Below are 15,291 nucleotides of genomic sequence, written 5' to 3'. Positions count from 1 at the left end.
CACTTTTGCGCGCATGCACTAGCTGCGAGCCTCGCGCACCTCTTTCGTCGCCTCGATGATCCGGCCGAGCAGGGCATGAAGATCGTCGCGGTGGCCGTTGCGGCCGGCGGGGCCGTTTTCATCTGAAGTCATGACCACGGTCAACGCGCGCCCGGGCACGACATAGACCATCTGCCCGCCATAGCCCCAGCCGTAGAAGACCGTTTCGCCCGCGATCTGACGGATGAACCAACCATAGCCATAACCGTCACCGGTGAAACGCGAGGCGGTGCGTGGCTGCCAGGAGAGCTTGATCCAGTCGGCCGGCACGAGCTGCCGTCCGCTGCGGCTCTTCCCGCCGCTGCGATAGAGCTCGCCAAAGGCGAGCAGCGAGCGCGGGCTCATCGCCATCTGGTTGCCGCCGAGATAGATGCCCTGCGGGTCGCGGTCCCAGGCGGCGATGGAAAAGCCCTGCTGCGGCCCGAGCCATTCGCGCGCCAGTTCCAGGGTCGAGCGGCCGGTCCGCCGCGTCAGGATCGCCGAAAGCAGATGCGTTGAGCCGGTGGAATAAAGCATGGCGCCGCCCGGTTCGTCGTCGAAGGGCATGGCCAGCGCTGCCCGCACCCAGTTGTCGCTTGCCACCCAGCGCCCGTAGTTTGGGCCAGAAGTCCGACCGAGCCCCGCCTGCATGGAAAGCAGATGACCGATCGTCACCTGCTGGAGCCGCGGATCCGCGTCGGCGGGCAGGTCGGCCTGAAGAAGCGGAGCGATCTTCTGGTCGGTCCCTTGCAGCACGCCCTTGTCGATGGCGATGCCGACGAGCGCCGAGATAATCGACTTGGAGGCCGATTTTACGTTGGCAGGACGTGTCGGGGAGTGGCCGCGATAGCCGCGCTCGGCCACCACCGCGCCCTCATGCGCGATGGCAACCGTGCGCAGCGGCGTCAGGCGCTCGGCCTCGTCAAGGAGCTTTCCAAGCCGCTGCTCCAGGCCATCGGCGGCGTGAGCAGCGACGGAAAGGATGAGGAGAAAGGCGAGAATCACAGTGAGACGCTTCAGCATGAAGCCAGCTTGGGATGCATTTTGGGCAAGACGAAGGTGGGGCGGCGGGCAAAGACGCCTGCCTAGATGGGGTATCGATGGATGTTTTCGAAGACTTCGTGCTCGCGTCGGTGCGAGATTAGACAAACATTACCTCAAAATTTAGTCAGGTCATGGAGAGCGCGCCAATTGCCGCGCCGCTTCGTGAAAGAGGCCCATTTCCGCCAGTCTGATTGGTTTAAGGGCGCTTGGGCTGACGACGCGATCTACGCGGTGTTATCCAATTGCCAGCCGTAGTTGCCGATCTTCGTTGAATGAGAGAATGCCGTCATGGCCCCTTCATTTGCTTATCGAGGAAGGCAAACGTGTCCTTCGCCGACTGTTCGGTCACCTCTGCGCTGTATTGATACACGATCTCCTGGCCATAGACGCCGCGTATGCGCTCCCCCGCGCTGCCCAATTCCCGATGATCCCAAACATGTGTCGCATGGTAGACGATGTGTTCGACCGGATCCCCCTGCGCCTTCCGTTCTTCGAGCAGCGTCTTGCAGCCGTTCATCGGCGGTCCGCCCTGCGTGTCTTGGTCGCCTATTTCAACCAGCAAAGGTATGACGATCTTTTCCGGAATGAAGTGCATGTCGACGGGATGCGGCATTCCCGGCATCAGGAAGTTCGCGAAAAGACAAACCGGGTAAACCGAGACGATAGCGCGAAATGGCTCGGTTCCATCCGGTCGCGACCGCCTCGATCCCGCGGCGGCGAGTCCTGTCATCGCGCCTTGCGAAAAACCCATCAGAGCGACGCGAGCGGGATCGACGAAATGCTGCCGACGGAGGTGGTTGGCAGCATCAAACGCATCCTTCAGGAGCCGAGAAGCAGGGATGGCCAAGGGCCGGACACAGTTGTCGTCGACTCCGCGCGGAGCCAGCGGATCAATGACGAGCGCCGCGTACCCGTGCTCGACGGCACGCCGCGCCCAATCGAACGTGTTCGAAGTGTAGAGATGTCCATAGCAGGTGGGCATGATGACGAGCGCCGGAAAAGGGCCCTCGCCAACAGGCTTGAACATCATGCTTTCGCGTCCGGCCGCAAGGTCCCGCGTCTGATCCGGAAGCGTCAAATCCGCGCTGTTAAAAGGCACGGCAAACTCATCGAACTGATCATCAGATCCAGCAGCAGTTGTCGCCAGCACAACCGCGATTGCGGTAGCAGCTAAGGATGGAAAAGACATCGTTCAGCCTTTCTAACTCTGGAACGATTACGCCGACGCTTGCGAGCCTTTCATTTCTTTGGCAGTCCGGCTTTGGCAAGGTCGGCGAGTTCGCCTTCGAGAATAGCTGGAGAACGAGCCCTCTCGCCTCTATCTCCGGCTATCCCAGCCTTGCCCGCGCCTTGGCCGTCCAGGCGTTGAACAGCCGGTCGGCGACGATGCCGATGAAGGCGATGGCCAGTCCGGCGACGATGCCGCGGCCGGAATCGGCCTTGGACAGCGCGATGAACACCTCCTGGCCGAGATCGCGGGTGCCGACCATGGCGCAGATGATGATCATCGCCAGCGCCATCAGGATGGTCTGGTTGACGCCGAGCATGATCTCGGGCAGCGCCAGCGGCAGCTGGACGCGCAGGAACGTCTGGCGCTTGGTGCAGCCCGACACCTTTGCCGCCTCGATCAGCGCCGGCGGCACCTGCCGGAGGCCGTGATTGGTGTAGCGGATGGCCGGCACCACGGCGAAGGCGACGGTCGCGATCATCGCCGTCACGTCGCCGACTCTGAATAGCATCACCACCGGGATGATGAAGCAGAACGACGGCAGCACCTGCAGCGTGTCGATGATTGGAGTGACGATCTTCTCGACACGGTCGCTGCGCGATGCCATCAGCCCGATCGGAATGCCGATCAGGCAGGCGATGAAGGCCGAGATGCCGCACAGGTAGACCGTCGCCATGGTCTTTTCCCAGAGGCCGGTCACCGCGCAAAAGACGGTCAGTGCCGCGACCAAGGCGGCGAGGCGCAGGCCGCCGAGCTGGTAGCCGGCAAGGCCGAGCAGGAACACCGCGCCCAGCCACGGGAAGCCCTCGCAGAAGGCGCGCACCGGGTTCAGCACATTGAGGATCAGCGCCACGCGGAATGCTTCGATCGTGTCGAAGAAGTTGATCGTGATCCAGCTCACCGCTGTCTTCCACATCGGCGCGGTGGTGAAGGTGATCGCCTTCGGCACCGCGGCGAAGGCCGGCACGAACAGGCCAAGCAGCGTCGTGGCGGCAAGGATGGCGACGGCCAGCGTCAGATTGGGGTAGCGCCGCCAGAAGCTCGGGCTGACCTCCTGATAGACATGGCCCTTCGCGTGATTGCGCGCGATCGCCTGGCTTAGCCGGTCGAGCGCGATGGCCAGCGCCACGATGGCAAGGCCGGCTTCCATCGCCTCGCCGACCTTCAGCGCCCTGAGCGCCAACAGCACGTCGTAGCCGAGGCCGCCGGCGCCGATCATCGAAGCGATGATCACCATATTGAGCGCCAGCATGATGACCTGGTTGACGCCGACCATCAATGTCGGACGCGCCGAAGGCAGCAGCACGCGCCACAGTTTCTGGCGCGCCGTGCAGCCGGCCATCTCGCTGAAATCGTCGATTTCGGACGGCACCCGCGACAGCCCCAGCATCGTCGCGCGCACCATCGGCGGCGTCGCGAAAATGGCCGTCGCGATCATCGCCGAAACCGGACTGTTGCCGAACAAAAGCAGCATCGGGATCAGATAGGCGAAGGTCGGGATGGTCTGCATCAGATCGAGGGCAGGGGAGATCAGCAGCCGCTCGGCCCAGGGCTTGCGCCACGCCCAGATGCCGACGAACAATCCAGTGACGATGCAGAACGGCACGGCGATGGAGATCAGCCCGAGCGTCAGCATGGCGCTGGTCCACTGGCCGAACAGCGCGATGTAGAGGAAACAGCCGCCGACCAGCGCGCCGAGCTTCCAGCCACCGGCGGCGCGTCCGGCCAGGAAGGCGGCGATGCAGACACCGACCCAGGACAGGCGCGGCAGGACGAGCATGTCGGCGCCATGGCCGATCTTGAAATTCTTGGCGAGCAGACCGAGCGCAAAATCGAGCGGCACGCCGAGCGCCGCGGTGATCGAGCGCGTCAGCCAGGAAAAGTTCGACTTTATCAGGCTCATCAGCGCGCTGACCCAGTCGGCGACCGGAACGATTGCGCTGGCCGGATAGTTGACCGCCCAGGGCAGTCTGTCCTGCAGCAGGAACACGGCAAGCACGGCTGCGAGGGCGCCGGCCCAGACCACCAGCCAGAGCTGAACCGGCCGCGATCTCGCCTCGCTGGCGCTTGCCGTCACCGTCATGCGTTGGCCCCGGAACGCTCGATGCCGGCCAGAAGATCGATCACCGCTTGCGGCGTGACTTCGCCGATCGGCTTGCCGGTGCCGTTGACGACGGCGAACGGCTTGCCGGCCGAGACGATATCAGCCGAAAAACTCGATATCTTGGCATCCGGCGCGACCACGCCGCCATGCTCGGCGCCGGCGCAGGCGCGCATCAGGCTTCGCGCCGAGATCACCTTGGCGCGGTCGACGTCGCGGGTGAACTCGGCGACATAGTCGGTCGCCGGGTTGACCACCAGCTGTTCCGGGGTGCCGATCTGGATGACCTCGCCGTCCTTCATGATGGCGATGCGGTCGGCCAGCCGGATGGCCTCGTCGAAATCATGGGTGATGAAGACGATGGTCTTGTGCAGCATGGTCTGCAGCCGCATCAATTCGTCCTGCATCTCGCGGCGGATAAGCGGATCGAGCGCCGAAAACGGCTCGTCGAGAAACCAGATTTCCGGCTTGGTGGCGAGGCTGCGGGCGATGCCGACACGCTGCTGCTGGCCGCCGGAAAGCTCACGCGGATAGAAATGCTCGCGGCCGCGCAGGCCGACAAGCTCGATCACTTCGCGCGCGCGCTTCTCGCGCGTCGGCCGGTCCTGCCCTTGGATGCCCAGTGGAAAGGCGATGTTCTCCAGCACATTCAGATGCGGCAGCAGGGCGAAATTCTGGAACACCATGCCCATGCGGTGGCGCCGCAGCTCGATCAATGCGGCATCGGAGATTTTCAGGAGATCCTTGCCCTCGAACTCGACCTTGCCATGCGTCGGCTCGACCAGCCGCGACATGCAGCGCACCAGCGTCGACTTGCCCGACCCCGAAAGCCCCATGATGATGAAGATCTCGCCCTGGCGGATTTCGAGGTCGACGGCGCGCACCGCGCCGACCAGCCCGGCCGCGGCGACCTCCGCCATGCTGGCCTTGCCGTCGCGCTGGCCGATGAAATTGGCCGCGTTCGCGCCGAACAGCTTCCAGACGTTGCGGCAGGCAAGTTTTATCGGGCGGGCATCCTTCGGCGTGCCCGCCGCTTGCAGCACCTGTTCAGTCGTGTCGGCCATGCAGTCGTCCTTCTGGAATATGGGATAGAGACCCGGCCATGAATGACCGGGTCTCGCAGTTTCCAGTTGGAACGATCACTCGGCCGCCCAGGCTTTCCAGTCGGCTTCGTGGGCGGCGATCCAGGCGGCGGCGACGTCTTCCGGCGTCTTGCCTTCAAGATCGATCTGGCCGCTCATCTTGTTGAGCTCGTCGGTGTCGATCGTGTAGTTCTTCGCGACCTTGTAGGCGACCGGCCATTTGTCCTTCATGCCGGCCCAGGAATATTTCCAGATCTCGCCATGCGGCTTGCCGCAGTCATACTTTGCGTCGGGGTTCACGCCCCATTTCGGATCGGTGTAGCATTCCGGCGTATAGTCGGGGAATTCGACCCATTCGCCCTTGTACTTGGCCGGCGCCCAATGCGGCGAATAGACCCACAGCATGATCGGCGCCTTGCGCTGATAGGCCGAATCCAGCTCGGCGAACATCGCCGCGTCGGTGCCGGCATGGATGACGGTGAAGGGCAGCTTCAGCGCCGCGGCACGCTCGTCGTCAAAACCTTCCCATGTCACCGGGCCGCCGAGATAGCGGCCGTTCGGCGCCGTTTCGGCGGTCGAGAAGGCCTCGGCGCATTTCGGGTCCTTCAGCGCCTCCCAGTTCGGCAGGCCCGGGCATTTTTCCTTCATGTATTCGGGATACCACCATTCCTCCTTGGCCTTGGGCCCGAGCGGGCCGAGGCGTTCGGTCTGCCCGGTCGCATCCGAGGCCTTCATGGCTTCGCCGGCCGTCGTGTCCCAGAATTCCATGGCGACAGCCAGATCGCCATTGGTAAGACCGGTGGTCAGGCTGGAGAGATAATCGGCGGTCGGGTACTCGACCGTGTATCCCAGCTTTTCAAGAATGCCGCCGAGGATCTTTGCGTTCAGATTGACGCTGGTCCAGTCGAACAGCGCGATCTTGATAGGGTCGTTCGATTCTGGCGCCGCCGCTTGGGCCGAAGGCGTCAGTGCACTTGCCGCGGCAAGTGTTAAGGCTCCCATTGATAATCTCGAAATCAAACTCCGAAGTGACATGCCTGTGCTCCTGTCAAGCTCTGGTGGAAGTTATCGTTCGTTCCCTTCTTGCGTCTTTTTGATTGTGTTGGAAAAGCTGGTCGTTGCGCAAGTCCATTGGCAGCAAATTGCTGTCGGCGCTGAAGTAGGCGCAGACGGGAATGATGCCCAATTCGATGAAGAGCGACCGCGTCATGGCTGCCGTGCTGCCGAAGCAGTGATCCGCGGATCGATCGCCGCTCTTGCGGCGCCGTCAAGCTTGCGAGCCATCAAGGTCCCATGCTGTCGGCTCTCGGCAGTCGCCGAAGCCATTTTCATGAGATGAAATTATATATACCAACATTCATGTCGCGCAACGGCTAATGCGCCTCTTCCTCTCCCCTTGTTGGAGAAGGTGGCCTCGCGAAGCGAGGTCGGATGAGGGGTGCTCCAGCTTGGCACTAACAGCACTCCGGCCAACACCCCTCATCCGTCTCGGCGCTGCGCGCCGATCCACCTTCTCCCACAAGGGGAGAAGGCAAGAAGCGGTGGCGCCTCACGACATGATCAGGCCGCCATCGACATTGATCGTCTGGCCGGTGATGTAGGCGGCGTCGTTGCTGGCCAGAAAGCTGACCAGGCCCGAAACATCCTCGCCGCTGCCGGCGCGGCCCATCGGGATGTTCTTCACCCATTCTGCCATCAACTCGCCGGGCTTGTAGTCGCCCATCAGTCTGCCCCATGCGGCGTCGTTGTAGGCCCACATGTCGGTGTCGATGATGCCGGGGCAGATCGCGTTGACGGTGATCTTCTCCTTGGCCACTTCCTTGGCGAGGCTCTGGGTGATGCCGACGACGCCGAATTTCGAGGCGGCATAATGCGGTGTGTAGATGAAGCCCTGGCGCGCCTGGCCGGATGCGGTGTTGATCAGCCGGCCGCCGTCGCCATGCTTGCGGATGCGCGCGATCGCCTCCTGGCAGCACAGGAACACGCCCTTGGCGTTGACCGCCATCACCTTGTCCCATTCGGCCTCGGTCATCGCCTCGATCCTGGCGATGGTGATGACGCCGGCATTCTGCACGGAGATGTCGACGCGGCCGAACTGCTGTTCGGCCAGATCGTAGAGGGCGGCGACCTCGTCCTTCCTGGTCACGTCCATACGCAGCGATGCGACCTTGGCGCCCTCCGCCTTCAGTCCGGCGGCGACCTCGTCGACGCGAGGGTCGATGGCGCTGACGACGACAGCAGCACCCTCAGCCGCGAAGCGCCTGGCCATGGCCGCGCCAATGCCGCCGCTGGCGCCGGTGATGACCGCCGTCTTTCCCTCGAACCGCTTCTGCATTTTCTCTCCTACCAGCAGACGAAGCCGCCATCGACGATCAGGTCGATGCCGGTGACGAAACTCGAGGCGCGGCTGGCCAGGAACACGGTCGGGCCGACCATCTCTTCCGGCGCCGCCATCCGCCCCATCGGCGTGTCGCGCTCGAAGATCCTGACCTGGTCGGCGACCTCCGGCCGCTTGTTCATCGGCGTCAGCGTGTAGCCGGGGCTGACGACGTTGACCCGCAGACCGCGATCGGCCCATTCCATGGCGAGACTCCTCGACATGTGGATGACGGCGGCCTTCGACGAATTATAGTGCGCCTGGGTCAGGCCGCGGTTGACGATCGAGCCCGACATCGAGGCGATGTTGATGATCGAGCCCTTGCGCCGCGTCAGCATTACGCGCGCTTCGGCCTGGCAGGACAGGAACACGCCGCTGACATTGACGTCGTAGAGCTTCTGCCATGTCTCCAGCGACAGCGTCTCGGCCGGCTCGGCCCCGGCGACGCCGGCATTGTTGACGGCGATGGTCAGCGCGCCGAGTTCCTTCTCCGTGCGTTCGGTCGCCGCTGCCAAATCGGCCTCTGAGGTCACTGTGCCGGTCAGCACCAGTGCCTTGCGGCCGAGCGCCGAGATCCTGTGCGCGGTCTCGTCCAGCCCGCCCTTCGAGGCATGGCCGAAACAGGCGATATCGGCGCCGGCCTCGGCCAGACCGATGGCGATTGCTTGCCCGATGCCGCTGCCGGCGCCGGTGACGAGAGCAACGTCGCCATGAAGATCGAATAGTTTCATCGAAATGTTTTCCTGTTGAGCCGCCGGCGCTGCCCTGGGGAGGAAGGGCGCCAGTCCTGACTGGCGCCCCGCGCGGTCCGGTGCTTGGGAGGATACCACCTGCTGCGCTCTATTCCGATCCTTTATGCCGCCCTCAGCTTGTGGCGAGCTCCATGACGGCGACGTTGCTTGCTTCGCTGCGGTCGAGAATGCCACGCTGGCGGCCACGGCTCAGCACCAGCACGCGATGCGACAGGCCGAGCACTTCCTCGAGGTCGGAGCTCACCACCACCACCGCCATGCCGGAGCGGGCGAGTTCGGCGATGACATCGTAGATCGCGGCGCGGGCGCCGACGTCGATGCCGCGTGTCGGCTCGTCCAGGATGAACACCTTGGGCGGCCGTGAGATCCATTTGGCGATGATCACCTTCTGCTGGTTGCCGCCGGAAAGCTTGCTGATCGCCTGGTTAGGCCGGCCCTTGACGCCGAGCCGGCCGATGCCGGCCTCGGCGAATTTCTGCGCCGCCTTGGGAAATACCCAGCCATTCGGCGCGACATGGTCGAAATTGCCGATCGCCAGATTCTCGCCGATGGTCTGGTCGAGCACCACGCCTTGCGCCTTGCGGTCTTCCGGCACCAGCACGACGCCGGCCTTGATCGCCGCCGCCGGGCCAGTGAGGTGCACCGGTTTGCCGGCGATACGCACCGACCCCGAGGAAATCGGATCGGCGCCGGCAATCGCCCGCACCAGCTCGGTGCGGCCGGCGCCGATCAGCCCGGCGATGCCAAGGATTTCGCCGGCCCTTACCGAAAAGCTGACATTCTGAAAACTGCGTTCCGGCGAGGACAGGTTGTCGACCTCGAGCAACGCCTCGCTGCCCGGCTCCGACAGCGGCGGGAACATCCGCTCGACGCTGCGGCCGACCATCTGCTCGACTATCGTGCGCACCGGAACGTCGGCGCGCTCGTGGCGGGCGACAATGCGCCCGTCGCGCATCACCACGACGCGGTCGGCGATCGCAGCGACCTCGTCCAGCCGGTGGCTGATATAGATGAAGGACATGCCTTCCGCCTTGAGCTTGCGGATCTGCTTGAACAACAGCTCCGTTTCCTCGCTGCCAAGTGCCGCTGTCGGCTCGTCGAAGATCAGAAGCTCGGCATTGAGCGTCAGCGCCTTGGCGATCTCGACCTGCTGCTGGGCGGCGATGCGCAGCGTGCCCACCTTGCGTTCCGGCGAGACATCGAGGCCGAGCCGCTTCAGTTGGGCCGATGCCCGCGCATTCATGGCCGCGCGGTCGATGCGGCCGCCGCGCATCAGCAGGCGCCCGACATAGACGTTCTCGGCGACCGACAGGTCCGGCAGCAGCTTCAGTTCCTGGTGGATCATGCCGACGCCGGCGTCGATGGCCGCGGCAGGAGAGGCGGGGGAATACGGCTTCCCCCGCCATGCGATGCTGCCGGCATCGGGTTTGGTCGACCCGGCGATGATGTTCGAAACGGTGGACTTGCCGGCGCCATTTTCTCCAAGCAGCGCCACGACCTCTCCCGGCCGCACCTCGAAGCTCGCATCGGCCAGGACCTGCACCGGCCCGTAGCTCTTGCAGAGGCCGCTGACGAAGAGCCCCAGATGCGGGGTCTGCGTATGGCTGGGATCCAGGGACATCGTTCCGCTCGTCAATAATCAGGAATGTCTGGGATCAGGGATGCTTGGCGATGAACTGGTCGACATTGTCCTTGGTGGTCAGCGTCGCATCCTGCAGCTGTTCTGCGGGAACGGTTTCGCCGGCCACCAGCTTGATCGCCGCATCGACGGCAAGCCGGCCCATGCCTTGTGTCTGCTGCGTCGCAGTCACGTCGAAGACGCCGCCCTTCAGCGCCTTGAGCGCCGCCACGTCGCCGTCGAAGCCGGCAACCCAGACCTTGTGGCCGGGATTGGCGACCTTGACCGCCTGCGCCGCACCGAGCGCCAGCGCATCGGCCTGGCCGATGACGATCGACACGTCTGGATGCGACTGCAGCAGGTCCTGCGTCAGCTTGAAGCCCTCGTCCTGGTGCCAGCCTTCGCTCCATAGCTCGCCGACCACCTTGATGTCGGGATAGGCGCTCAGCGCTTCGCCGCAGCCCTTCGACCGGTCGACCTCGGGCGTCGTGCCTTTCTGGCCATGGATGATGATCAGCTCGCCCTTGCCGCCGGCCTGCTTGGCGATGTAGTCGCACACCGCCTTGGCCGATGCGACGCTGTTGGTGGCGATGAAGGTGTCGCCGGGGGCGCCCTCGGCGTTGCGGTCGACATTGATGACCGGGATGCCGGCGGCCTTGGCCGTCTTGGTCGGCACGGTGGCGGCGGTGGCGCCGGCCGGGATGTAGATCAGCGCATCGATGTTTTGCGTGATCAGGTCCTGGACCTGGCTGACCTGGGTCGCCGAATCGCCCTTGGCGTCGACGGTGACGATCTCGATGCCCTTTTCCTTGCCATAGGCCTCGACGGACTGCTTGATCTGGTTGAAGAAATCGGCCTGCAAATTGGCGACGGCGAGCCCAAGCTTCTTGGCCTCCTTGGCCGAGGCCATCTCGGACAGTCCGAGCAGCGGAATGACGGCCGCGGCAGCGAGCAGCAATGAACGTTTGGTCAGCATGTGTTTCCTCCGTTGATGTTCAATCTGTCCTGCCGGCGCATCACGGCGCCCCTTGGCCGAACAACTCCCAGTTTCGGATCACCGATCCGTGTTCGCCCGGACATCCGGGTGAATTCTTTAATGCGCCCCACTCTTCATTGGGCTCTGCGCCGCCACGTATCCATGGCCACCGCCAGCGCGATCACCACGCCGATCACCACCTGCTGGATGAAGGGCGACACGCCAAGCAGGTTCAGCCCGTTGCGCAGCACGCCGATGATGAGCACGCCGATGGCGGTGCCGCCGATCGAGCCGACGCCGCCCGACAGGCTGGCGCCGCCGATCACCACCGCCGCGATCGTATCCAGCTCGTAGCCGAAGCCGGAACTCGGCTGGACGGAATCAAGCCGTGCCGCAAGCACGATGCCGGCGAGCCCCGCCAGCACGCCGCAGACCGCGTAGACCCAGTTGGTCAGCGACTTGACCGGTATGCCGGACAGCCTGGCGACCTCGGCGCTGCCGCCGATCGCGTAGAGGCTGCGACCGGTCGCGCGATAGTTGAGGAAGATCGCGAAGATGATGGCCAGAACGATCATCAAGCCGACGGTAACCGACAGGAAGCCGAAATGGCGGATGATCGACAGGCTGGTGAACCAGTCGGGGAAGCCGATGATCTGCGAGCCGTCGGTGATCATGTTGGCAAGACCGCGGGCCACCGACATCATGGCCAGCGTGGCGATGAAGGGCGGCAGTCTGGTGACGGTCACGAGCAGGCCTGAAACCAGCCCGCAAAGCCCAGCAACGACAAGCGCTGTGACGATGCCGGCAGGCATGCCGAGATTGAGGTGGTCGGGATGGGCGACGAAGCCCATCACCATGGCGGCGAGCGCCAGCACGGAACCGACGGACAGGTCGATGCCGCCGATCAGGATGACCAACGTCATGCCGATCGCCATGATGCCGAGCACCGTGACCTGATCGAGCACGTTGAGGATGTTGCGGACGGTGAGGAAGGTGTCGGTGGTCAGCGACAGCGCAAGGCACAGCAGCACCAGCCCGATCAGCGGTCCCATGGTTCCGGCGAACAGGGCCGAAAGCTTCGCGCCCGCCGCGGCCTGTGCATTTGGGCCGGCCTTCAACTCGCTTGCACCGTTGCTCACAGCCATTTTGTCTCCTCCATCAGCGATCCGGCGATGCGTCGTCGGCTCACTCTTGTTCACCAGGCACCTCCCTGTGAACAATTTATCTTTGATATGCAATTTTGTTCAGCTAAACTGTTCGTCGGAAAATTGTCAAGGCCCGCCGCATCATTCCACGCCGGTTTGCGCCGCCAGCCGGTTTGCCTTACGAAAGGGCATGAAATGCCGCGTTCTCAGCTCCGGTCGCATCCTGCGAATTCATGTCGGCTGCTTGAGCAGGGCAGGACGGCCAAGACGAAGTAAATGTTGACCATTTTGGCTTTCATTCACGTTGTAGAGGTATCCTGTCGATGTCCTGAATCTCGAATCCTGGGCACGCAGCACGATTTCGCGTCGCTTGGTCGGATAACGCCATTTGAATGGCATTTAAGGATTCAGACGACCGCGGGAGGGCAAAAAGATGGCGATGACAGACAATGACAGGGCCTCGCGCTTCCCGGATGCCGAGCTGAAGGCGCGTGCCGCGTGGCACTATTATGTCGAGGGTCTGACGCAGGAGAGGATTTCGGAGATCCTCGGCATCGGCCGCATCAAGGTGCATCGCATCCTGTCCGCCGCGCGTGAGGAGGGCGTCGTCCAGTTCCGCATCCGTGACAGCGTCGTCGAATGCCTGGTGCTGGAAGAGGCTCTAAAACAGCGTTTTGGGCTCAGCCAGGCCGTTGTGGTGCCGTCCGCCGCCGACCGAAGCAACGCGCCGCTGATGATCGGCCATGCCGCGGGTGCCTATCTGGCCGACAATGTGAATGCCGGCGATGTCATCGCGCTGGGCTGGGGGCGCACGCTGAAATTCGCCATCAATGAATTGCCGCGGCGGCCGATCGCCAGGACGACGGTGGTTTCCATGCTGGGCGGCCTCACCCATGCCCAGCCGCTCAACCCGACCGAAAGCGCCTGGGAATTCGCCGAAAAGATCGGCGCCGAGTGCTTTCTGCTGCCGGTGCCGGTCTATGCCGACAGGCCGGAGCAGCGCGAAGCCTTCATGAGTCAGCGCAGCGTTCAGGACGTCGTCTTCCGTGCACGCCGGGCAAACATCGCCGTGCTCAGCGTCGGATCGTTTTCCAATGACAGCCCGATCGCCAATTACGGCTTCATCAAGCCCAGCGAACTCGAAGAGCTTCAGGCGGCCGGCGCAGTTGGCGATATTTTATGCCATTTCATCGACGCCGAGGGCCGGCTCGTCGACCATGAGGTCAACCGCCGGGTCTGCGCCTATCCGCTGCAGGACCTGTCGGACATCCCGGCCATCATCCTGGTCTCGGGAGGGCAGGAAAAAATCGCCATCATGCGGGCGGCGCTTGCCAACACCAGGATATCGGTTCTGATCACCGACGAGGACGCCGCCAAGGGCCTGCTCAACCGCTAAACCTGTCCGACTTCACCGAGCCGCACATGGGTCTCGCGCGTCGCCTGATAGAGGTCGCGGTAGATTGCCTTGCGCGCACGGTAACCGGAGACCAGCCCGTCGACGGGGTCGACATGCCTGGTCGGCGGCGCGGCCATCGCCTCAGCCGCCGTTTCAGGCGAGGCAAACCATCCGATGGCGGAAGCCGCCAGCATGGCGGCGCCGAGCGCTGCAGCTTCGTTGACTGGCGAGACGGAGAGCGGCCGCTCGAGCACGCTTGCCATGATCCGCATCAGCAGGGCGCAGTTGGTGCCGCCGCCGGCGGCGATCATCGCCGCCGGTTTGCCGCCGGCCAGAGTTTGCCCCGCCTGGGTTTCCGCCGCTTGGGTTTCCGCCGCCCGAGTTTCCGCTGCTTGCGTTTCCATTGCCTCGCTGGCGATGGCCTGCTCGAAGGCGATGCCTTCCAGAACCGCTCGAAAAAGGTGCTTCGGCTCATGGTCGAGCGACAGGCCGACAATGGCGCCGCGCGCCGCGCCGTCCCAATAGGGGCTCATGACACCGGCCCAATACGGCATGACGAGCAGGCCCTCGCTGCCGGCGGCAACGTCGACTGCTGCTTTCTCCAGCGCTGCAGCCGACGGCGAGCCGGTGGTGCGAACGATCCAGTCGACCAGTTGCATGCCCGAGCGCAGCACGGTCTCCAGCATGAAGCCCGAGCCGGTCGGCGAGACCAGCGTTCGAAACGCGTCCGAAGTCGTGATCCCATGGGAGTAACAGCCGCTGACGATGCCCGAGCCGAGCGAAAGGTAGTTTTTGCCGTCGCCATAGACGCCCATGCCAAGGCCCATCGCCTGGCCATCGCCGGCGCCGGCGACAACAGGCGTGCCGGCCTTCAACCCGATCAGCCGGGCCACGCTTTCGCCAAGCCCGCCGCAGATCGCGCCGGGCGCGACCAGTCGCGGCAACTGGTCCGGGCGCAGCCCCGCGGCCTCGACGAGCTGAGGGTGCCAAGTGCCATTCTTGACGTCGAGCAGCCCCAGCGGATCCGCACTTGCCGTGCTGGTGACCAGACGTCCGGTCAGCCGGTGGACGAAGAAGCCATGCACGTCGACGAGTGCGGCTGCGTCATCAAGCGTTTGCGGCTGGTGCTCGGCAAGCCAGGCGATCGCATAGAGCGCGGGCGTCGGGTCCGGCGGTTTGCCGCTCCAGTCGCGGATCGTCTCGCGGCCGAGCTCCGCCGAAAGCCTGATGACTTGCGGGCGCGCCCGCTCGTCCAGCCACAGGATCGCCGGAATAAGCGGCTTGCCGGCGTGGTCGATCAACGTGAAGGTCTCGCGCTGGTGGGCGATGGCGATCGCCTCCACCCGGGCAGCGCCAACCGCCTCGGTGACTTGCGTCAAGGCGCCGAGCAGCGCGGTCCACCAATGTTCGGCATCCTGCTCGAAATGGCCGGGCCTGGGATTTGAAAGCGGGTAGGCTTCGCGCGCCTGGAACAGCTCCTTGCCGTCGCGCGTGAAGGCAATCGCTTTCACGGCCGTGGTCGAGGCGTCGATCCCGATTACGACATCGTCCATC

12 protein-coding genes are annotated in these 15,291 nt (G+C 64.1%); 1 reads left to right on the top strand and 11 read right to left on the bottom strand.

Features of this window, described 5'->3' with window-relative positions:
• Window positions 1-18: 18 nt before the first annotated feature.
• The 10 genes from AC0L17_RS03605 to AC0L17_RS03560 form a co-directional block, all read right to left on the bottom strand.
• Entirely contained in the window at window positions 19-1,041 is a 1,023-nt protein-coding gene (locus AC0L17_RS03605) for a serine hydrolase domain-containing protein (RefSeq protein WP_473514792.1), read from the bottom strand.
• A 307-nt stretch (window positions 1,042-1,348) separates the two neighbouring features.
• Entirely contained in the window at window positions 1,349-2,251 is a 903-nt protein-coding gene (locus tag AC0L17_RS03600) for a dienelactone hydrolase family protein (RefSeq protein ID WP_287226110.1), read from the bottom strand.
• A gap of 139 nt (window positions 2,252-2,390) precedes the next feature.
• Window positions 2,391-4,373 carry an ABC transporter permease gene (locus AC0L17_RS03595; RefSeq protein ID WP_473514791.1) on the bottom strand — a complete coding sequence of 661 codons (1,983 nt, stop codon included), beginning with the start codon at window positions 4,371-4,373 and terminating at the stop codon, window positions 2,391-2,393.
• Window positions 4,370-5,455, bottom strand: a complete 1,086-nt coding sequence (locus tag AC0L17_RS03590) for a quaternary amine ABC transporter ATP-binding protein (protein WP_473514790.1) — start codon at window positions 5,453-5,455, stop codon at window positions 4,370-4,372. Before AC0L17_RS03590 ends, AC0L17_RS03595 begins: the two co-directional genes overlap by 4 nt.
• 75 nt (window positions 5,456-5,530) lie before the next feature.
• A complete protein-coding gene (locus tag AC0L17_RS03585; RefSeq protein ID WP_473514789.1) occupies window positions 5,531-6,508 on the bottom strand; it encodes an ABC transporter substrate-binding protein in 978 nt (325 codons plus the stop codon).
• A 514-nt stretch (window positions 6,509-7,022) separates the two neighbouring features.
• On the bottom strand, window positions 7,023-7,808 hold the full coding sequence (locus AC0L17_RS03580) for an SDR family oxidoreductase (protein ID WP_473514788.1): 786 nt from the start codon (window positions 7,806-7,808) through the stop codon (window positions 7,023-7,025).
• Window positions 7,809-7,816: 8 nt separating this feature from the next.
• Complete coding sequence (locus AC0L17_RS03575; RefSeq protein WP_473514787.1) at window positions 7,817-8,581, bottom strand: SDR family oxidoreductase; 765 nt, start codon at window positions 8,579-8,581, stop codon at window positions 7,817-7,819.
• 133 nt (window positions 8,582-8,714) lie between these two features.
• Entirely contained in the window at window positions 8,715-10,223 is a 1,509-nt protein-coding gene (locus tag AC0L17_RS03570; protein WP_473514786.1) for a sugar ABC transporter ATP-binding protein, read from the bottom strand.
• A 34-nt stretch (window positions 10,224-10,257) separates the two neighbouring features.
• Window positions 10,258-11,196, bottom strand: a complete 939-nt coding sequence (locus tag AC0L17_RS03565; RefSeq protein ID WP_091596158.1) for a sugar ABC transporter substrate-binding protein — start codon at window positions 11,194-11,196, stop codon at window positions 10,258-10,260.
• A 134-nt stretch (window positions 11,197-11,330) separates the two neighbouring features.
• On the bottom strand, window positions 11,331-12,341 hold the full coding sequence (locus AC0L17_RS03560; RefSeq protein ID WP_473514785.1) for an ABC transporter permease: 1,011 nt from the start codon (window positions 12,339-12,341) through the stop codon (window positions 11,331-11,333).
• 433 nt (window positions 12,342-12,774) lie between these two features.
• On the opposite strand from AC0L17_RS03560, the gene AC0L17_RS03555 reads away from it, so the two are divergent.
• Entirely contained in the window at window positions 12,775-13,737 is a 963-nt protein-coding gene (locus tag AC0L17_RS03555) for a sugar-binding transcriptional regulator (protein WP_473514784.1), read from the top strand.
• Here the strand turns inward: AC0L17_RS03555 and AC0L17_RS03550 are convergent.
• Window positions 13,734-15,290, bottom strand: a complete 1,557-nt coding sequence (locus AC0L17_RS03550) for a xylulokinase (protein ID WP_473514783.1) — start codon at window positions 15,288-15,290, stop codon at window positions 13,734-13,736. The two genes, AC0L17_RS03555 and AC0L17_RS03550, sit on opposite strands and share 4 nt — an antisense overlap.
• Window position 15,291: the final 1 nt, after the last annotated feature.

Source organism: Mesorhizobium sp. WSM4829 (assembly GCF_055811475.1).
This window is presented reverse-complemented; position numbering and strand designations above follow the sequence as displayed.